Source organism: Desulfonatronum thiodismutans (assembly GCF_000717475.1).
In the GTDB taxonomy this organism is placed as follows: domain Bacteria; phylum Desulfobacterota; class Desulfovibrionia; order Desulfovibrionales; family Desulfonatronaceae; genus Desulfonatronum; species Desulfonatronum thiodismutans.
The window spans coordinates 24,346-43,437 of the sequence record NZ_JPIK01000017.1 but is presented as its reverse complement, the minus strand read 5'-3'; the positions used below and the strand labels follow the sequence as shown (position 1 = coordinate 43,437).

At 61.3% G+C, this 19,092-nt stretch carries 18 protein-coding genes; 9 read left to right on the top strand and 9 right to left on the bottom strand.

Translation table 11 applies throughout. The features are described from left to right. Positions 1 to 10: 10 nt before the first annotated feature. On the bottom strand, positions 11 to 427 hold the full coding sequence (locus GY33_RS0112630) for a MarR family winged helix-turn-helix transcriptional regulator (protein ID WP_031387675.1): 417 nt from the start codon (positions 425 to 427) through the stop codon (positions 11 to 13). Continuing rightward, positions 417 to 2,351 carry a heavy metal translocating P-type ATPase gene (locus tag GY33_RS0112625; RefSeq protein WP_031387674.1) on the bottom strand — a complete coding sequence of 645 codons (1,935 nt, stop codon included), beginning with the start codon at positions 2,349 to 2,351 and terminating at the stop codon, positions 417 to 419. The genes GY33_RS0112630 and GY33_RS0112625 overlap by 11 nt, the downstream gene beginning before the upstream one ends. 370 nt (positions 2,352 to 2,721) lie before the next feature. Here GY33_RS0112625 and GY33_RS0112615 point away from each other — a divergent pair, with 370 nt between their 5' ends. The 6 genes from GY33_RS0112615 (at position 2,722) to GY33_RS0112590 (ending at position 6,671) form a co-directional block, all read left to right on the top strand. Next, positions 2,722 to 3,045: a hypothetical protein gene (locus GY33_RS0112615; protein ID WP_031387673.1), complete on the top strand. Its 324-nt coding sequence runs from the start codon at positions 2,722 to 2,724 to the stop codon at positions 3,043 to 3,045. Continuing rightward, entirely contained in the window at positions 3,042 to 3,923 is an 882-nt protein-coding gene (locus tag GY33_RS0112610) for an ABC transporter ATP-binding protein (RefSeq protein WP_031387672.1), read from the top strand. Before GY33_RS0112615 ends, GY33_RS0112610 begins: the two co-directional genes overlap by 4 nt. A gap of 13 nt (positions 3,924 to 3,936) precedes the next feature. Then, a complete protein-coding gene (locus GY33_RS0112605; protein ID WP_031387671.1) occupies positions 3,937 to 4,605 on the top strand; it encodes a hypothetical protein in 669 nt (222 codons plus the stop codon). Next, positions 4,605 to 5,879 (top strand): DUF4857 domain-containing protein, encoded by a 1,275-nt coding sequence (locus GY33_RS0112600; protein WP_031387670.1) that lies wholly within the window; start codon positions 4,605 to 4,607, stop codon positions 5,877 to 5,879. Before GY33_RS0112605 ends, GY33_RS0112600 begins: the two co-directional genes overlap by 1 nt. 146 nt (positions 5,880 to 6,025) lie before the next feature. After that, entirely contained in the window at positions 6,026 to 6,352 is a 327-nt protein-coding gene (locus GY33_RS22010) for a type II toxin-antitoxin system RelE/ParE family toxin (RefSeq protein WP_031387669.1), read from the top strand. After that, positions 6,345 to 6,671, top strand: coding sequence for a helix-turn-helix transcriptional regulator (locus GY33_RS0112590; protein ID WP_031387668.1), 327 nt, complete (start codon positions 6,345 to 6,347; stop codon positions 6,669 to 6,671). Before GY33_RS22010 ends, GY33_RS0112590 begins: the two co-directional genes overlap by 8 nt. Before the next feature lie 174 nt (positions 6,672 to 6,845). On the opposite strand, the gene GY33_RS0112585 is transcribed toward GY33_RS0112590, so the two are convergent. From GY33_RS0112585 to glgP, 5 genes are all read right to left on the bottom strand, one after another. Beyond that, positions 6,846 to 7,340: a peptidylprolyl isomerase gene (locus tag GY33_RS0112585; protein ID WP_031387667.1), complete on the bottom strand. Its 495-nt coding sequence runs from the start codon at positions 7,338 to 7,340 to the stop codon at positions 6,846 to 6,848. A gap of 179 nt (positions 7,341 to 7,519) precedes the next feature. Then, positions 7,520 to 8,596 carry a branched-chain amino acid aminotransferase gene (locus GY33_RS0112580; RefSeq protein WP_031387666.1) on the bottom strand — a complete coding sequence of 359 codons (1,077 nt, stop codon included), beginning with the start codon at positions 8,594 to 8,596 and terminating at the stop codon, positions 7,520 to 7,522. A 40-nt stretch (positions 8,597 to 8,636) separates the two neighbouring features. Continuing rightward, a complete protein-coding gene (locus tag GY33_RS19255; RefSeq protein ID WP_084185163.1) occupies positions 8,637 to 9,131 on the bottom strand; it encodes a hypothetical protein in 495 nt (164 codons plus the stop codon). Between the two features lie 5 nt (positions 9,132 to 9,136). Continuing rightward, positions 9,137 to 10,453, bottom strand: coding sequence for a phenylacetate--CoA ligase family protein (locus GY33_RS0112570; protein ID WP_051822599.1), 1,317 nt, complete (start codon positions 10,451 to 10,453; stop codon positions 9,137 to 9,139). Between the two features lie 10 nt (positions 10,454 to 10,463). Further along, the gene (gene glgP / locus GY33_RS0112565) at positions 10,464 to 13,028 is read right to left on the bottom strand and encodes an alpha-glucan family phosphorylase (RefSeq protein ID WP_031387663.1); all 2,565 of its coding nucleotides are present in this window, start codon (positions 13,026 to 13,028) and stop codon (positions 10,464 to 10,466) included. A 293-nt stretch (positions 13,029 to 13,321) separates the two neighbouring features. Between glgP and dut the strand changes: the two genes are divergently transcribed. Together dut and GY33_RS0112550 are read left to right on the top strand one after the other, a co-directional pair. Beyond that, positions 13,322 to 13,774 (top strand): dUTP diphosphatase, encoded by a 453-nt coding sequence (gene dut, locus GY33_RS0112555; RefSeq protein WP_031387662.1) that lies wholly within the window; start codon positions 13,322 to 13,324, stop codon positions 13,772 to 13,774. A gap of 147 nt (positions 13,775 to 13,921) precedes the next feature. Beyond that, entirely contained in the window at positions 13,922 to 15,130 is a 1,209-nt protein-coding gene (locus GY33_RS0112550) for an aspartate aminotransferase family protein (protein WP_031387661.1), read from the top strand. Positions 15,131 to 15,144: 14 nt separating this feature from the next. Here the strand turns inward: GY33_RS0112550 and GY33_RS0112545 are convergent, their stop codons facing one another. Next, positions 15,145 to 15,783, bottom strand: coding sequence for a Uma2 family endonuclease (locus GY33_RS0112545; RefSeq protein WP_051822620.1), 639 nt, complete (start codon positions 15,781 to 15,783; stop codon positions 15,145 to 15,147). Positions 15,784 to 15,931: 148 nt separating this feature from the next. Between GY33_RS0112545 and GY33_RS0112540 the strand changes: the two genes are divergently transcribed. Continuing rightward, complete coding sequence (locus GY33_RS0112540) at positions 15,932 to 16,117, top strand: hypothetical protein (RefSeq protein ID WP_031387659.1); 186 nt, start codon at positions 15,932 to 15,934, stop codon at positions 16,115 to 16,117. Positions 16,118 to 16,145: 28 nt separating this feature from the next. Here the strand turns inward: GY33_RS0112540 and GY33_RS0112535 are convergent, their stop codons facing one another. Beyond that, a complete protein-coding gene (locus tag GY33_RS0112535) occupies positions 16,146 to 18,980 on the bottom strand; it encodes a [protein-PII] uridylyltransferase family protein (RefSeq protein ID WP_031387658.1) in 2,835 nt (944 codons plus the stop codon). Positions 18,981 to 19,092 lie beyond the last annotated feature (112 nt).

Sequence of the window (19,092 nt, the reverse complement as noted above, 5' to 3'; positions counted from 1 at the left end):
GCTTGCGGGGTTAAAAAAACGGCAACATCTTCCGCAGCAGATTGATTAGTTGATTCGTTTCCTCGGGGCTCAGGCAGGCGGTGAGTTCACGGGTCAGGCTCAGGTGCAGGTCGTGGTGTTCGGCGGCCAGTTGTTCGCCTTTGGCCGTCATGCCCAGGCGGATGGAGCGGCGGTCGGATTCGTGGGGCTGGCGCTCCACGATGCCTTTTTTTTCCAGACGATCCACGAGCACGGTCAGGGAGCCGGTGGTCACGCCCATTTTTTCGGCCAGTTCCTTCATGGTCAGCCGACCGTGGGCGCAGAGGATTTCCATGGCGTGGATCTGCTGCAGGGTCAGCGGCTTGCCCCGGACCACGCCGTGCTCCCAGGAGGCGAATTTCTCGTGAAACTCCACCAGCAGGGAGGTCAGTTCTTCGTCATGTTTCATTGCGTTGCTCCTGAAGGTCATCCTTGCCCATGGCCAGGGCGGCTGAGGAGAAGACCACGATTACGGCCCCCACGTTGTGGACCACCGCGGCCTGAATCGGTCCCAGGATGCCGACTGCGCCGCCCCAGACGGCCAGGGCGTTGAAGCTCAGGCCCAAAACCACGTTGATCTTGATCACGGTGAGCATTTTCCGACTCAGGCGGATCAGCAGGGGCAGGCGGGAGATGTCGTCCCGGGTCAGGACGATGTCCGCGGTTTCCAGGGCCACGTCCGTGCCCGCGCCGCCCATGGCCACGCCCACGTTGGCCCGGGCCAGGGCCGGAGCGTCGTTGATCCCGTCGCCCACGACCATGACCGTATGCCCGGCTTCCTGGAGTCGACTCAGTTCTTCCAGTTTCTGGTCCGGCCTGAGTCCGGCCCTGGTCCAGGTAATGCCAAGCTGTTCCGCCACCCGGCGCACGGACAGGTCATGGTCCCCGGAGAGAATCCCCAGGCGGGAAATGCCCAGATTGCGCAAGCGACGCATGGTTTGGGCGGCTTCGCTCCGGACCGTGTCCGAAACGCCGATCACGCCGATGGGGCGCTGGTCCCGGTAAACCAGCAGCGGGGTGGCCCCCCTGGCCTGGATGGTTTCCAGGCAGGTCCGCAAGTCCGGCGGTAAAGGCCCGGCCCCGGCTCCCTTTCCGGAACCCTCCCGGGCAAATAGGGCCGCCCCTCCCACCTCGATGTGCCGCCCCTGGACCACGGCCCGTACCCCCCGGCCCACCTCGGCCACCACGTCCGTGGCCGTGCCCAGGGTGATTCTGGCGTACTGGGCGGCCTTGAGCACGGCCCGGGCCAGGGGATGGCTGACGTCCTTTTCCACGCAGGCCGCGCAGGCCAGGACCTCTTCCGGAGTGCAGCCGTCATCGGCCCGGATTTCCTCCACCCTGGGCCGACCACTGGTCAGGGTGCCGGTCTTGTCAAAGAGCAGGGCGTCCACCTTGGAGGCCTGCTCCAGGTAACGCCCCCCCTTGACCAGGACCCCGGCCCGGGCCAGGCGGCCCACCGCGGCCACGGTGGCCGTGGGCGCGGCCATGATCAGGGCGCAGGGACAACCGGCGATGAGCACGCTCACGGCCCGGCTCCAGTCCCCGGACCAGTACCAGACCAGTCCGGCAATGGCCAGGATCAGCGGCGTGAACCAGGCGGCGTAGCGGTCGATAAACCTGGTGGCCAGGGGCTTGTGCAGCTCGGCCTCGCCGACCAGGCGGACGACCCGGCCCAGAAGCGTGTCCTCGCCCACCTTTTCGGCCCGGATGCGCAGCACCCCGTTGTGGTTCAGGGTTCCGGCCAGGACCTCGTCTCCCGCGCTTTTGGTCACGGGCAGGGATTCCCCGGTGATGGCGGACTCATCCAGGGCCGAGGCTCCGGAAACGATCCGGGCGTCCACGGGAATGCGGTCTCCCGGCTTGACCAGGAGCAGATCGCCTGGAGTGATGTCTTGGACCGCGATTTCCCGTTCGATGTCGGCTTGCAGAATCAGGGCGGTCTGGGGCGCCACGCGCATCAGTTCATGGATGGAGCGGCGGGCCGAATCACTGGTGGCCTCTTCGATCAGCGTGCCCAGGGTCATGATGAAGGCCACCACGGCCGCGGTGAGCAGTTCGCCCTGGATCAGGCAGGCAATCAGGGCCAGGCTGACCAGTTCGTCCACGTTCACCCGGCGTTCCAGCAGGCCCTGAATCGCCCCCCAGATGATCGGCCCGCCGTTCAGTCCGATGGCCCCGGCGTAGAGCACGAGAACGGGCCAGGCCCAGGCCGACCCGAAAACTTCCCAAAGATATCCGGCCAGGGCCAAACCGCCTCCGGCCAGACACACCTGAAAATCCCGCAAGACGAACAATTCCCTGTACACGCCCAGGGTGGCGAAGCGGCCGATCATGGTCAACTCCAGGTAATGAATAAGGTTTGTGTTTCGAGAATATAGTTTGACTATAAAGTTTTTTGATTAGTTGATAGCTTGATACTTGTAAAGGGGTGGCATCAAATTACAATCAGTATTATGAAAATTGTTTTCAACACCATTGACATTTTGGGTGAGTTGATTGATATGCTTGATGTGCTTTTCGCGACAGGGTTTCAAGTTGAAAGCGAAGAATGGATTCACCGTCAAACTGCAACTACTCATGTACTCCAGGCGTAGCCGTTTCCATTGTGGGGCAGGCATACTACCGCTTTTTTGCCTGCCCAATGGACTCTGCCCTGATTTTCCGAGCAGAAGAATCAACCTCAAAAAAGGAACGAGGTGTAGGATGTTTTTTAGAAGAGCGATCGTTTGGCTGGCATTTGTCTTTCTGATTCCGGCCGGTTCAGCGGCCTGGGCACATACGCCCCTGATGCTGTGCATGGACAACGGCGACAATTCCATCACCTGCCAGGGCGGGTTTTCCGATGGCTCATCAGCAGGCGGCGTGATCATGCGGATCAAGTCTTCTGATGGAAGGGTGTTGCAGGAAGGCCAAATGGACAACAACTCGGAATTCACCTTCATGAAGCCCCGTGGAGATTTCCTCGTGGTCTTCGATGCCGGTCCCGAACACCAGTTGCGGGTGCCTGGACGGCAGATCGGCCAATGAGCAACGCCATCGAGATCCGTGGCCTGGGCCATCGGTACAACGGGCGAACGATCTACGAGAACCTCAATTTCAGCGTTCCGGAAGGGTCGGTCTGCGGGCTGCTGGGTAAGAACGGGCAGGGCAAGACCACCTTGGTGAACATCCTGATGGGCTTTCTCAAGCCCTTCAAGGGAGAGTGCCTGGTGTTGGGCGAGGATTCCCATGACCTGCCTCCGGCCGTGCGCGCTCGGATCGGTCTGCTCCACGAAGGGCATCTGGCCTACGAATTCATGACCATTGCTCAGACCGAGCGCTTTTATCGCGGCTTCTATCCCCGCTGGAACCCGGAAATGTTTTTCGGGCTGGTGAACAAGATGGGCCTGTCCCTGAGTCACAAGGTGGGCAACATGTCCTGCGGCCAGCGTTCCCAGGTGGTGCTGGGCGTGATCATGGCCCAGGACCCGGACTTGTTGATCCTGGACGACTACTCCATGGGCCTGGACGCCGGATACCGGCGGCTGTTCTTGGACGTGCTGCACGATTTCGCGGCCAAAAAGGGCAAGACCATCTTCGTCACCAGTCATATTGTCCAGGATTTGGAGCAGTTGGTGGACACGATCATCTTCATCGACCGGGGCGAGATCATGCAGGTCGGGCTGGAGGAGTTCATGACCGCGTTCAATAAATACGTCTTTCACTGCGAAAACGTGGACGAACTGCCCCGGGACGACATCGTCAAGGGCTTTGAACGGCGCGGAAGGACGATTTCATTATATTCGTACGCCGATATTCAGGCCGTGGAACGCCACCTGGCCGGACTGGGCGTCCAAGCCCGGGATCTCTCCCAAGCGTCCATGAGCCTGGAGGACGGGTTCATCGGCCTGATGGGCAAATATTGAAGAAGGAAGAGAAATGATTCGATCCATACTGCTCAAGGAAGGGCTGAAACTGCGCTGGGTGTTTCTGGCGGCCCTGGCCGTGAACGTGGGATTCTGCGTCAAGGTCTTTCTGGACGTTCGCCAGCAGATGACCACGGAGCACGCCCAGATGGTCTGGTACCAAGCCATTCATCTCCAGACCGTGTTCCAGTACCAGATGCGCCACCTGCCGCTGCTCACGGGCCTGGCCCTGGCCGCGGCCCAGTTTGTTCCTGAATTGCTGGGCCGCCGGATGCGCATCGCCCTGCACCTGCCCGTTGCCCGGGAAACCATGCTGGCCTGGTGCCTGCTGGCTGGCCTGGGGCATCTCTTGGTCGTGATCGGAGTCGTCGCCGGACTGACCCACCTGACCATGGCCCGCTATTTTCCCGCCGAGGTGAGCTGTTCATCCTTGGCGACCATGGCCCCCTGGTACGCGGCAGGCATGCTGGGCTACCTGGGAGCGGCGGCCCTGCTCCTGGAGCCGAAATGGCCGCGCCGATTTTTCCTGGGGCTGGTGTTCGGGACAGCGGCTTATGTCCTCATGATCGGCCGCGGCTACGGCTGGTTCACTCCGGCCTTGCCCTGGCTGCTGGCCGCGCTGCCCCTGGTGCTGTTGAGCGTCTTTGAACCCGGTCGCCGGTTTCACCAGGGAGGTGCGTGATGTCCGGGAATATTTTATCCCGCATACTCACCCCGGTCTCGCGATGGAGCGCGACGATTCTGGCTGTCCTGGCCTTGATCTTTCTGCTGCCCGCGATCTTCGACAAGGTCGGAGGATCGGGAGGCGACGAGCCGTTGCTGTTTTTCAGTCCTCTTCTGGAAGAGTTCATCTACCAGGAGTCCCTGGGCGGTCACCAGTTCCTGTATCGGGATGAACAGGGCCGGGACTACAGCCGCCAGGAATTCGAGGATCAATTGCCCTTTGTCTATTTTCGCAATCTGGAGCGGCGCAACCTGCTGCCCATGACCATTGCCGGACGCGCCTTCGACACGGAGGCCATTGCCGCGGACCGCCAGGGCCTGGAAATTCGCGCCCGCCATTTGCGCGGCCATCATCCGCGCATCGACCTGTATCCGCTGTTCAACATCGATCCGGCGGTGGCCATGATGCGCTTCCCCGTGGAAATGTTCCGGTTCACGGATTCGGCCATGGAATTTCTGAACGCGGATTATAATCGCCTGGATCGCGACCTGACGGAAATGTTCACCAATACCTTGCGGGAACTTGGGTTTTCCTTCCCGGCCACGGTGATCGGCGGCAGGGCCACGAATCTGAAGCCTTTTGACGACGGCTACTTCATCCGTGACGCAGTGGGGCGGATATTCCACGTCAAACGGGTCCTGAATCAGCCCGAGGTGGTCGCCACGGACATCGATCCGTCCCTGGACGTTCTGGACATCATCGTCAACGAGAACGAGCGCCGGGAGTTTCACGGGGTGATCATCACCCACCGGGGCGAAGCGTTCCTGATCTCATGGGACGACTACCGACTGATCCCCCTGCCGGTGCAAGGCTACGACCCCGCCCGCATGGATCTGAAGCTGCTCATTGATCCGCTGTACCGGACCGTGACCGTGAGTTCGGATAAGAGCGTGTTCGGCGTTGCCATGAACACGGCCTACGAACCGGTACGCCGATTCGAGCTTTCCCGCCGGGAGGCTTCGTCGCCCTGGGTTCAGCGGATGCGCGGGTTTCTCTTCCCCGTCGAGCTGCACCTGGAAAGCCCCTGGCGCGGCCAAGCCGACCTCCAAATCCAGCTCGGCGGCCCCTGGTCCATCGGCGGAATCTTGACGGCCCTGGCCGTCCTCCTGCTGATCCGTCGCGGCCGCGACAAAACCCTGCCCGGGCTCGCGGACCTTGCCCCAGTTGCCCTGACCGGCTTCATCGGCCTCCTGGCCGTGCTTTTCCTCCAGCCTGGACGCCGGGCTTCCTGAAAACATCTTTGGCCGGCCCCCAGGCGAAAGATTGTCCTGGGGGCCGGGTCCGGCATTCCTTGACATTCTTATTCAAGGTGCGCCGACAGCTTGGTCAGTCACCTTTTTTGCGTGACTATTGTTATCAAATTTGCTAACTTATAGCCATGCCCTATTCGATTGAATACTTTCATCCGAAGGTAAGAGAGGATATTGAAAACTGGCCCGTTGGTATTCTTGCAGACTACGCGCGACTGGTTGACCTTTTGCTCGAGTTTGGCCCAAGCCTGCGCATGCCGCACTCACGCCCCATGGGCGAAGGACTTTTCGAATTGAGGGCGCGGGGACGCGAAGGAATCGGACGTGCACTATACTGTTTCATCATCGGGCAAAAAGTGATCATCCTTCACGCTTTCGTAAAGAAGACCCGACAGACTCCTGAGCATGAGCTGAAGATTGCCCGGAAAAGAATGAGAGAGGTGCAAAATGACTGAACTCAAATATCAACCAGTTCTCCACGACCAGAAGGCGTTTCTCGAAAAAAGCATGAAACGCAAAGGGTTCAAGGAGGCTTATGAAGAACTCGCGGAAGAGTATGTCCTGGTTCGCGAATTGCTGGCAGCGCGGGCCCGGGCCGGTTTGACCCAGGAGGATGTTGCGGAGTTGATGGGAACGACCAAAAGCGCTGTGTCGCGTCTGGAAGCAGCTGGAAAACACGCTCCATCCGTGACGACTCTCAAAAAATACGCACATGCCGTAGGGTGCCATCTCGAGATCAAATTGGTACCGAATCCCCCCTCAGCTATCAGGTGATCCAGCGGAACATATTTCCTCTCGCTCGATGGGCATCGTCATCGGTCCGGAGGACAAACAAAGGTCGCTCACTGAAACCGGCATCCAGCCCATGCACGGCTGGTCGGTATCAGTGAGCGACCTTTTTAGAAGGGGAAGCTTCGCCGGAGAGCGTCCGGAGATTTCACCGTCGAACTACTCGGCGCGAACCATGTCCGTGATCAGCACCGGTTCCACCGGGACGTCCTGGTGCATGCTCTTGTTGCCGGTCTTCACTCCGGCAATGGCGTCCACCACGTCCATTCCCTCCACTACTTTGCCGAACACGGCATAGCCGAAGTCCCGGCCGCCGTGGTCCAGGAAGGCGTTGTCTTTCAGATTGATGAAGAACTGGCTGGTGGCGCTGTTGATGTCCGCGGTGCGGGCCATGGCCAGGGTGCCGCGCAGGTTCTTCAGGCCGTTGTCCGCCTCGTTCTTGATGGGCGGATGGCCGCGTTTGGGGGTCATGTCCTCGGTCATGCCGCCGCCCTGGATCATGAATCCGGGGATCACGCGGTGAAAAATGGTGCCTTGGAAAAAGCCGTCATCCACGTAACGCAGAAAATTCTCCACGGTTATCGGCGCCTTTTCGGCGTCCAGTTCAATGGTGATCGCTCCATGGCTGGTGGTCATTACGACTGTGGTCATCATTTTCTCCAACGGTTGGGCTCCCTCGTCGGGAGCGGGTGAGGCGGCGTTTTGAGCGGATGCCGCCAAGGGGAATGTGGCCAGGATAATGGCCAGGATCAGCCCCAGGATCTGAACAGAAAGGATTCGCGTGGCCCGTGTGCCGGGCTTTGGGGTGTTTCGCGTCATGGCCGTGACCTCGGTCAGATTTTCACTTCATGCACCCAGCCAAACGCATCTTCCTTCTCGCCGTACTGGATGCCTACGATCTCGTCATGCAACCGCCGGGCGAGGTCGCCCACGCCGCCGTCCCGGACCGTGTACTTCTTGTCTTTATAGGAAATGGAGCCCACCGGGGAAATGACTGCGGCGGTGCCGGAGCCGAAGATTTCGGTCATGGTTCCACTCTGGATGGCGTCCACGCATTCCTGGATGTCGATCAGCCGTTCCTGGACGTCCATTCCCCATTTCTTGGCCAGGGTCAGGACCGAATCACGGGTGATGCCCGGGAGGATGGAGCCGGTTAGGGGCGGGGTGACCAGGGTGTCTCCGATCCGGAAAAAGATGTTCATGGTCCCCACTTCCTCGATGTACTTCCGTTCGATGCCGTCCAGCCAAAGCACCTGGGTGAAGCCTTTCTTCTTGGCCACTTCCGCGGCAAAGAGGCTGGCCGCGTAGTTGCCCATGGTCTTGGCCTCGCCCACGCCGCCGCGCACGGCCCGTACGAACTCGTCGGACACGTAGATGCTCACGGGGCTGAAGCCCTCGGCGTAGTAGGCGCCCACCGGCCCGGTGATGATGTAGTAGATGTACTCTTTGGCCGGTCGGACCCCGATGTGCGGTTCCGAGGCGATCATGGTCGGGCGGATGTACAGGGATGAGCCCATGCTGTGGGGAATCCAGGCGTGGTCCACGCGAAGCAGGGCCTCCAGGGCCGCGAGCTGGTCGTTCACGTCGATGGTCGGCATGCACAGCCGGGTGGCCGAGCGATTCATGCGCTCAAAGTTTTGGAAGGGCCGGAACAGGTGAATCCGACCGTCGCGACAGCGGTAGGCCTTCATGCCCTCGAAGATGCCCTGGCCGTAATGCAGGACCATGGCCGCCGGGTCCATGGTGATGTTCTGGTACGGCACCACCCGCGCGTCCACCCAGCCCTGGGGTTCGCGGTAGTCCACCCGAAACATGTGGTCGCTGAAGGTATTGCCGAAAACCAGCTTGCTCTCGTCCGCCGGCTTGCCGCGAAGTTGGTCCTCCGGGGCCGGTTCGATGCGGATATCCATTGATTATTCCTCCAATGCATTGGGGTTGAAGGTTGTGGGATCATGCCCGTAAGTCCGGTTTCTCCATGCGGAGCGCGTGGCCGGTTGCCCGCTGGATCGCCTGAACCAGCGGCTCGGGTTCGTCGGTGCCGATGCGGAAGGTTTTGCCTTGTTTGGTGCGGATTTCCACGGCGTCCAGGCCGGAGACGTTGTAGAGCGTTCCGTGGGGCGTGAGACGGATGCCCCAGCCGTAGTACCACGGGTTGCGGACCGCCTTGACCTGGTCGATGTTTTCCAACCGTTCGACCTTGCGCGGCCAGCCCGGGGTGAAGGCGGCGGTCAGCGCGGCGGAGGTGATGGTCACGGTCAGGCTGGAAAAGGTGAAGCCGATGGCCACGGCCACGACCAACAGCGCCCAGAGCCATGATGCTCCGCCTTGGATCAGCTGATGCAGGACAAAGGCTCCGGCCGGCACGAAGGTGGCGATCATCAGGGTGCCGCGCTGGGTGTGGGTGTAGATGGGGCGCTCTGAAAAGCGTTCTGAAGAACCGTTCATCCCGCTCACCCGGCCTTGGCCCGGTCCCAAAAGCTGGACACGCTTTCCCGGTGGTCGAAGACCCGTTTGCTCTTGCGCTCGGTGCGGGGCAGGGCGGCGTAGTCCAGGATTTCGACCTGGGAGCGGACCATGATTTTGCGCCGGATCTCTCCGGCCACGGCCTCGGCCAGGTCCTTGTCCGCTGAGACGTCCACGTTGGGTCCGCGTTCCACCTTCAGGGTCATGACGTCCCGGCCGTCGTCCCGGTGAAGCAGGTGGATCTGGTATTCGCTGCCCAGACCGGGGATGCGGCTGAGCACGTCGTCGATCTGGCCCGGGTAGATGTTCACGGCCCGGTAGATGAACATGTCGTCCGTGCGCCCCAGAACTCGGTCATGCAGCGGAAAGCTTACGCCGCAGGGGCACTCGCCGGGGATCAGGCGGCTCACGTCGTGGGTGCGGTAGCGGATCAACGGGGCGGCTTGTTTGCGCAGGGTGGTGACGACCATTTCGCCCGGCTCGCCGGGTGGGACCGGCTCCAGGGTGACCGGGTCCAGAATTTCCAGGATGAAATAGTCGGCCCAGTAGTGGATGCCCCGGTGCAGTGCGCAGTCCAGCCCCGTGCCCGGGCCATAGAGTTCGGTCAGGCCGTAGATGTCGAAGATGTGTTCCACGCCCAGCAGTTCCTTGATCCGTTGGCGCATGGAGTCGCCGTGCCGTTCCGCGCCGAGGATGATCTTGGAGACCTTGACCCGGTCGATCAGGCCTCGGCGGTGCAGTTCCTCGGCCATGAGCAGGGCCATGGAGGCCGTGGCGCAGAAGACCGTGGTTTCCATGTCCACCATCATTTCGCAGTGCATGTCCGAATTGGCCGGCCCCAGGGGCACGGCCATGGCTCCGAACCGCTCGCAGCCAAGTTGAAACCCGGCCCCCGCGGTCCACAGCCCGTAACCCACCGCGATCTGGACCCGGTCCGCCGGGGTCAGCCCGGCCAGCTCGTAGCAGCGGGCGAACATGTTTTGCCAGTCGTCAATGTCCTGTTGGGTGTAGCAGAGCACCTTGCGCTTGCCCGTGGTGCCCGAGGAGGCGTGGATGCGGACGATGTCCTCGAAGGGCACGCTGCGCAGGGGATACGGGTAGCCGGATTGCAAATCCTCGGCGTCGCAGAAGGGCAGGCGACGCAAATCGTCTAGAGTCCGGACGTCCTCGGGCCGCACCCCGGCCTGGTCCATGCGCTCACGGTAAAACGGGCTGCCCGCGTAGGCGTGCTCCACGGTCCAGCGTAGCCCGGCAGCCTGGATGTCGATCAGTTGCTCGGGGAATGTTTGGGGGATGAAGGTCATACTTATCTCCTCACTGCGCCCAATGAATCAACCCCAGGGAGTGCGGGTCCAGGAGGAGTTTGTGGTTGGGGAGCATGCGCACGGTGAAGCCGAAACGTCCGGGGGCCTCGGGGATGAATTGACCGGAGTAGCGGTACCAGCCATCCTTGAGGGGCCCGGTCAGGTCCATGCAGGCCGTGCCGCGTTGGGCAAAGGAGCCGTCCGCGGTGACAGGGCCAGCGTAGATTTCCACTCGGACGTCCTCTGGATTCAAGCCGTTGAGGTAGACGTCGGCCTGGACGTCCATGGGTTGGGTTACATGCAGGACGTCGGGGGCACTGGCCTGAACATTGGTGATCCGCAGGGCGTTCCATTTGGTCATGATTTCCATTCGCCAGGAGGCCAGTTGTTTGGCTGGGGTGAAGCTATCCTCCATCAGGCTCACGGAGTTCTTGTAGGCCGGTTGGTAGGCGTTCTTCACGTAATCCGCGACCATCCGATGCGAGGTAAAGACCGGGGTGAAGAGCTGGAGACATTTTTTCATCCGGCGGATCCACTCACGGGGCAGATTGGTCTGGCCGCGTTCGTAGAAGGTCGGGATGACCTCTTTTTCCAGCAGGTTATACAGAATCTGGCTTTCCACGAAATCCTGATAGGCCGTGTCTTCGTATTCCTCGCCCTGGCCGATGGCCCAGCCCACGGCGCTGTCCATGCCATGGGCCTCCACCCACCAGCCGTCCAGAGTGCTGACGTGGAGCACCCCGTTGGCAATGGCCTTCATCCCGCTGGTGCCGCAGGCCTCTAAGGGGCGGCGGGGGGTGTTCAGCCAGACGTCGCAGCCCTGGACCATATACTCGGCCACCTCCATGTCGTAGTCCTCCAGAAAGACCACCCGCTTGCGCACCTCGGGCTGTTGGCAGAACTGGACAAGCTGCTGCATGAATTTTTTGCCTTCGTTGTCGTGGGGGTGTGACTTTCCGGCAAAAATGAACTGTACCGGCCGGTCGGGATTCATAAGCATGCGCAGGAAGCGCTCCCGATCCGCCAGGAGCAGGGTGGCCCGCTTGTAGGTGGCGAAGCGTCGGGCAAAGCCGATGGTCAGGACTTGCGGATCCAGCACTTCGTCGGCTTCCTGCAGCTCCTTGCGTCTGGCCCCGCGGTGGACCAGTTGCTCGCGTAAACGGAAGCGGGCGTAGTCCACGACCCGTTCCCTCAGCCGTTCATGGGCCCGCCACAGTTCCCCGTCCGGGATGGTTTCGGCCTGCTGCCAGACCCGGGTGCAGTCCGGATCTTCCTTCCAGTTGCCGCCCAGGTAGCGCTCGAAGAGCATGGCGATGTCCCGGGCCACCCAGGAAGCGATGTGTACGCCGTTGGTCACCGTGCCGATGGGGATGTCCTCCACCGGGTACTGGGGCCAGACCTTTTGCCACATCCGCCGGGAAACATGGCCGTGCAGCTCGCTGACTCCGTTGTTGAACCGGGACAGGCGCAGGGCCAGGACGGTCATGCAGAACCATTCCCCGTCGTTGCGCGGGTCTTCCCGTCCCAGAGCCAAAAGCACCTTGAAGGCCAACCCCAGGCTGCGGGCGTAGCCGTCGAAATAGCGCTGCATCAGCTCCGCGGGGAAGCGGTCGTTGCCGGCCGGGACCGGAGTGTGGGTGGTGAACACGCTGGTGGAGGCGGTCAGTTCCATGGCCGCCTCAAAGGACAGCCCGTACTCGGCCATGAACACCCGGATGCGCTCCAGGCCGGCAAAGGCGGAGTGGCCCTCGTTCATGTGGATCACCCGGGGCGTCAGGCCCAGGATGTTCAGGGCCTTGATCCCGCCGATGCCCAGCAGGATTTCCTGCCAGATGCGCATCTCCAGGTCTCCGCCGTAGAGCCGGGAGGTGATCTGCCGGAAGTGGGGCGGGTTCTCGGAGATGTTGGAGTCCAACAGGTAAAGCTGGATCCGGCCCACCCGGACCTTCCATATCTGGGCGGACAATGGCTGACCGGCCAGGTCCACGTTTACGGTGATCGGTTTTTGATCCGTGTCGCGGACGAGCTCCATGGGCATCTGGGAAAAGTCGTAGTCCGGGTAGCGTTCGTTCTGCCAGCCGTCCGCGGTCAGATACTGCCGGAAGTAGCCCTGCTGATAGGCCAGGCCCACGCCCACCAGAGGGATGTTCAGGTCGCTGGCGGACTTGAGGTGATCCCCGGCCAGGATGCCCAGGCCTCCGGAATAGATGGGCAGGCAGAGGCTCAGCCCGTATTCCAGGCTAAAGTAGGCCACCAGGGGCTGCTTTTCCTTGTAAGGGAAAGGCAGCGCGGTGCTCTTACGCTCCATGTAGATGTCCTGGCTGTGCTTGACCGAACGCAGGCGCTCCAGAAAGAAGTCGTCCTTGGCCAGGGACTCAAGGGTGGTCTGAGGCAGGTTGTTGAGAAAGGCAATGGGATTCCCATAGCTTCGAGCCCATAATTTGGGGTCGATCTGAGAAAAAAGTCCGGTCACCTCATGGTTCCAATCGAACCAGACATTGTAGGCCAAGTCCCACAAGGCGTGCAACTTGGCGGGGAGCTTGGGAATGACGCTATAAGTGCGCAGCGGTTTCATGGTGGGTCTCCTGAATCGGACATGTTTGGCGAGGGCCGGGAGTGTTCCGGAAGGCCCGTTCCCGCGGGCCGGTGCCGAGGGTGCGGGGAGAAGCGTCGAGGCAAGCCCCGGCTTGACTGAGAGTTTTGCCAGGGAACGGCCAAAAGTTCAATGGCCGAAGTCCGCATTATGGAAACAGCCGATAAATCTGTTGATGCCGCGGTCGATGACTTGCGAGGGGTGGACGCAAGGGCTATTGAAAAAAACGTGGCCGCACGCCGAAAAAAACATTTCAAAAATCGAGGAATTTTTCCATGCATTCCATTCCAGTCGATATTCGCGTTCTCAGCTCGCTGTGGTCCCATTCCGATCTTCGGGCTGCGACGCCGGGGTCTTGCGGACTGGATCTGATGGCCTGTTTTACCGAAGAACAGCGGGTCTTGCTTCCGGGAGAACGCACGGCGGTTCCGAGCGGTCTGGCCATAGACATCCGCCGACCGGGAATCGCCGGGTTCGTGTACTCCCGCAGCGGCCTGGGCACGAAGCAGGGCTTGGTGGTTAGCCAGGGCGTGGGGGTGATCGATCCGGACTACCGCGGCGAGATCATCGTCTCTCTGCTGAACACCTCCGGCGAGGAGCGGATCATCACCCGTGGCCAGCGTATTGCCCAGCTCATATTTCAGCCTTATTTTCAAGCCGAATTCACGGTTCGGGAAGAACTGACCGCCACCCAGCGCGGGGCTGGCGGGTTCGGGCATACGGGATGAGGGGGAAGGGAGAGGGCTGAGGGATGAAACCTGAGACCTGAGGGTTGAAAACTGAGGGCTGAAGTTTGAGATCCGTGGACTGACATATTGAGTTGCAGGCTTTGCCTCGCGTCTTTTATCAACATACAACGAGTAACCTGACGAATTATGCCTACGATAACTTCTCTTGCCGCGCTCCAGGAGCGCGAACAGCGCGTATTGTGTCGGACCTACGGTCGCTATCCTCTGGCCGTGGCTTCGGCCTCGGGATGTACCCTCGTCGATCCGGACGGACGGGAGTATCTGGACCTGCTGGCCGGAATCGCCGTGTGCAACCTCGGCCATTCCCATCCGGAACTGTTGGCCGCGATGCGGAATCAGGCCGAGCGGCTGATCCATGTCAGCAATCTGTTCTACCAGGAGGAGCAGTTGGTCCTGGCCGAGAAGCTTCTGGCCACCTGCGCCCTGGACAAGGCCTTTTTCTGCAATTCCGGAGCCGAGGCCAACGAGGCGGCCATCAAGCTGGCCCGCCGGTACATGCGCAAGGTCAAGGGCCGCGAGGCCTACGAGGTGATCTCCCTGGCCGGGTCCTTTCATGGCCGGACCCTGGCCACGCTGACGGCCACGGGCCAGGACAAGGTCAAGGACGGCTTCGCGCCTTTGCCGGAGGGGTTTCAGACCGTTCCGTTCGGGGAATTTTCCGCCCTGGAGAGAGCCGTGTCCGGGAAAACCGCGGCCGTGCTCCTGGAGATCATCCAGGGAGAAGGCGGGGTCCGGCCTCTGACCGACGACTACCTGGCAGCGGTTCAGGATATGTGCCGGGAGCGGGGCGTGCTGCTGATGGTGGACGAGGTGCAGACCGGGATGGGGCGCAGCGGGAAATTCTGGGCCCACCAACAGGCCGGGCTTCGACCGGATGTTCTGACCACCTCCAAGGCCTTGGCCAACGGCCTGCCCATGGGGGCGATGCTCTGCACCGACGAGGCGGCCCTGGGGTTTGAGCCGGGCAGCCACGCCACCACCTTCGGCGGCGGGCCGGTCCCGTCCATGGTGGCCGCCAAGGTGATCGACATCCTGCTCCGGGACGATCTGCCCGGCAGGGCCGCGAGCCTTGGAGAGTTGGCCCAGGGCCTGTTCCGCGAGGTTCAGGCGGCCCATCCGGGCAAGATCGCCGACGTGCGCGGTCGCGGCCTGATGCTGGGCATCGAACTGGCTTTTCCCGGTCAGGACGTCTGGCGTGGGCTTCTGGAATCGGGTTTCGTCCTGAACCTGACCCAGGACCGGGTGCTCCGCCTTCTTCCGCCGTTGGTAATCACGGAGGCGGATTTGCGACGGTTCAGTCAAGCCTTGAGTGATATTCTGGAAAAAACGGCCTGACCGAGCCGAGAGCGTCAATGGTGGGGGAGCGGGGCCTCAGCTTCTCCGCCATACTCCAGAGCGTCGTGGTCCCGGAGGACGTCAATGCCTGGACCCGGAAGCGGGACGTCTTCGTAAATCAGCTCCAGCGGCAGTTCCACGTTCAGGCATGCGAACAGGACCGATCCCGAGGTCATGTTTTGGCCGACCCAGCTCTCCGACTGGCGATGCACCTGGACTAACTCGCGGTCCTGATCGATGAGCACGTATTCCCGCAGGCTGGGGATGGTGATGTAGGTGGCCAGTTTTTCCTGCTGATCTACTCTGCGTGTGGAAGCAGAGAGGACCTCGACGATCAGGCACGGGCTGGTTCGGAAGTAGGGTTGCCGGTCCTTCGGGTCGCAGGACAGGACGAGGTCCGGATAATAGAAGATGGTTTTGCCTTGAAGCTGGATGCGGACCTTCATGTCCGACATGAAGAGTTGGCAGGGTGTGCCCCGGACGTGAGGCCGCAGGGCCGTAGCGATATTGAGGGCGATCAGCCCATGCCTGTCGCTGGTGCCGACCATGGCGTAGACCGCGCCGTCGATATACTCGTGGCGGAGATCGCTTTCCAATTCACCGGACAGATATTCCTGAATGCTGATGGTCTCGACGGGTTGCGGTCTGCCCATGGTTGCCTCCGTCTGGAAGAATTTGCAATCGTTTCGGGTTAGGGGACGGCCTTGATCGTAGAGCAACGCCGTCGGCAATACAAGGCTTGACCGATCTTGGTTGAGGTCGGCATGCTTCCATTTTTCCAACCAAACAAGGAGGTTCACCATGGACGTTTCCTCGGCGCAGGCCCAGGTAGCCGCTGCCAAGATTGAAGCGGAACGTGAGCGGAGCAGGGAAATCGCGGAGCAGGAACGACTTCAACAGCAGGATATTCGCCGACAAGAAGAGTTGGCAACTGCCTCCAGGGCTCCGGAGCAGGCCGCGGGGCAGATCGTCGACGAGGCGGTGTAGGGCAAGGAGTAAAAAGCTTTTAAATCGTTCAACTTTTTCGTGGTGAGTGGGTTTGAAGGTTCTTGGTCGGTTCGGGCCCGCTTTGAAGCGCGAAAAGCAGGGCGTTTTGGATTTCCCGGAGGTGGGCGGGGTCGGTGATTTTTTGACCCAAATTGTCCCGGACGTCGAAGGTGTCGGCGATGCGGTCGGCCTGGGTGGCGATTTTAGCGTGATGGACCCGGACCTGGAGGCGCTCGAAAGCATCGGCGATCTGGTAGAGGCAGCCGGGGCGGTCGTCGGCGATGACCTCAACTTGGGTGGAAAAATCGTTGCCCTCGTTGTCGATTCGGACCATTGGCGGCAATGCATGAGGGATGATTTTGACGTTCAACCGAGAACGGCGTTTTTCCTCCAGGCGGTAGTCCAGAAAAAGTTTGCCGGTCATGGCGTACTTGACCGCTTGTTTGAGGCGGAAGGCCAGTTCTTCCAGGTGCAAAGGGTCCGGCGGGTCCTGAATTTTGAACAGGGTGAGCACCACGCCGTCGGGCCAGGTAACCACCTCCGCGGCCAGGACGTTCACTTCGTGCAAGGCCAGAGAGCCGCAGAGCACCGGAAAAATACCGGGCTGGTCCATGACGGCGAAGGTCACTTCATGGCACCCAAATTCCGGGAGGTCCGCCGCTTCCACGGTAGCGTGCCCCAGGCCGCCGCGTCCTCCGGGAATGCGTATTCTCTCCTCGGCCACCTCCCGGGCAAGCCGGGCGACAAGGTGGATGTGGCGAACGATGGTGCCGGGCGGGGTGGTCAGCAGGTAACGTAAGGGTATTTTGCGCAGGAGTTCATCCAGGTCGTTATCCGGTTTGTCATCCAGTTTTTTCGGGACGTCGCGTCCCAAGGAAAGGTGTCTGACCTCTTCTCGAACTTTTTCGACCCGCTCCATGGCTTGGGGTTCGGACAGCGGGCCATGGGTGAAGAGCTTGCGGATTTTGAAATAGAGGTCCTGGAGCAGGGACGCGGTCCACTCGTTCCAGGCCTTGGGGCCGGTGGCCCGGGCATCGGCCATGCTGAGCAGGAACAGGCGATCCAGCCGCGCCTCGTCGCCGACGCGCTCGGCGCAGGCGGCCACCACCTGTTCGTCGTGCAGATCCTTGCGGGTGGCGGTCTTGAACAGCAGCAGATGTTCACGGACCAGGAACGTAGTTTCTCGGGCAATTGGCTCCGGAACCTGAAAGCGTTCCAGGATTCTCGTGGCCATTTCCGCCCCGGTCGCGGCATGGTCGGGCGCGCCCTTGCCGATGTCGTGCAGCAACGCCCCCAGGACCAAAGACGTGACGCCCCCTGGGAGGCGCTGCAGTATGTCTCCCGCCAACAACGACCTTCGCTCCCCTTTCCGGGAGGTTTGCTCCTCCACGCCCTTCTTGTTCCACCTGTTCAGCCAGCCCAGGGTTTCCACGGTATGCGCTCCCAAAGGACGCAGATGATAGGCATCGAATTGAATCCGGTCCTGGACCCGGCCTAGTTCCGGGATCAGGGCACCCAGTACGCCGGATGCGAGCAGGTCGCGTCCAGCCTGAACGCCGCCGGGAGCCATCAGGATGGCCGTCAGTTCCTGGAGGGTCTCGAAACGTTCTCCCACGTCCTGAAGCAGGGAGGTACAGGCGGAAGCCACCGCCTCGCGAACCGTCCAGGACAGCGGCAGGCCGTTTTGCCCCATCGCGGTGAACAGGGCCATGACCTGTTTTCCAGGCGGGAGGTGTCGAGGAGGGAAAGCACGGGCAAAGGTCAGTCCGTCGGCGGCCAGGACGATGCCCTGGTGGGCTTCCTTGTCCAGCCAAGAGAGGGATGGAGGGCGTTCCAGGCCGCGGATGGTACGCAGAACCGCCAGGTACATGGACCTGATGCGCTCCATTGCCTTGTGCAGTTTGCTCAGAAACAACTCCACGGCCAAACCGGCGTTGTTTCCTTCGAATCCCAGGAGACGGGCGACACGGGGTTGCAATTCCAGGTGCAGCACGTCCGCCTTGCGGCCAACCGTCAAGTGCAGAGCCGTTCGGGTTTGGAGCAGAAAGGTCACGTCCCGTTCCAACTGGAGAACATCCGCCTCAGAGAATGGGCCTACCGGTTGAGTGGTTATTCGGTCCTGGCCAGGGGCCAAGCGCGGGACCGCCAGCCAGAGCAGACGGTGGTAGTCCCGAAGGCCGCCGGGGCTGGTCTTGGTGTTGGGTTCCAGGAGATTTTCCGTCGCAAGGTCGAAAAAGAAATCAGCGTTTCGTTTTCGAGCCCCGCCCGAGAGTTCCTCCGAGAGTCCACCTGGGAGTTCCCCAGGACCTTCCCGTGCGGACTCGTCCGGACTGGAACCATGCTTAACACTCCTGCCCTGACCACCATGACTATCGGTGGCGATGGCTATATCAGCCAGGAGTGCGAGATCGTGGTGCGCGGCCAGCTCAATAAAGGCCTCGGCGAACCGCTGCATCAATGAGTGGCTTCCGGCCAGAAACCGCGTCGAAAGGAAGGCGGTGAAGGTCTTGTGATCCTCCTGGGCCAGGGCGAGACATTCCTGGAGGCAGCGAACCCCGTGTCCCAGTTCCAACCCCAGATCCCAGAGCGGGAGAAAGAGTTCCCGGCAAAAAGGGCCGGCCGTTTCAGGCACGCTATCTTGGTACAACACCAGCACGTCCAGATCGGAATAGGGGCACAGAGATTCCCGGCCATATCCTCCCACGCCCAGCACGACAAAGGGATCAGAGAGAATCCGGCTTGTATCCTCAGTGGATTGCGCCAGGATTTCCGAAACTCTGTCCTGGAAGTAGCGGTCCGTAAGCCGGGACAAGCGCACTGGAAAATCAGGCGGGACCAGGCCTTCGGCCAAAGTGGACCGCAAAAGTTCGTCGCGCTCGTCGCGTAACCGAGCTGCGGAGCTTTGTCGCGTCGCTGATTCGAGTGAAAGGGAGTCGAAAGAAAAACCGGAGGAAGAGTCGGGAGAAGGCGACATG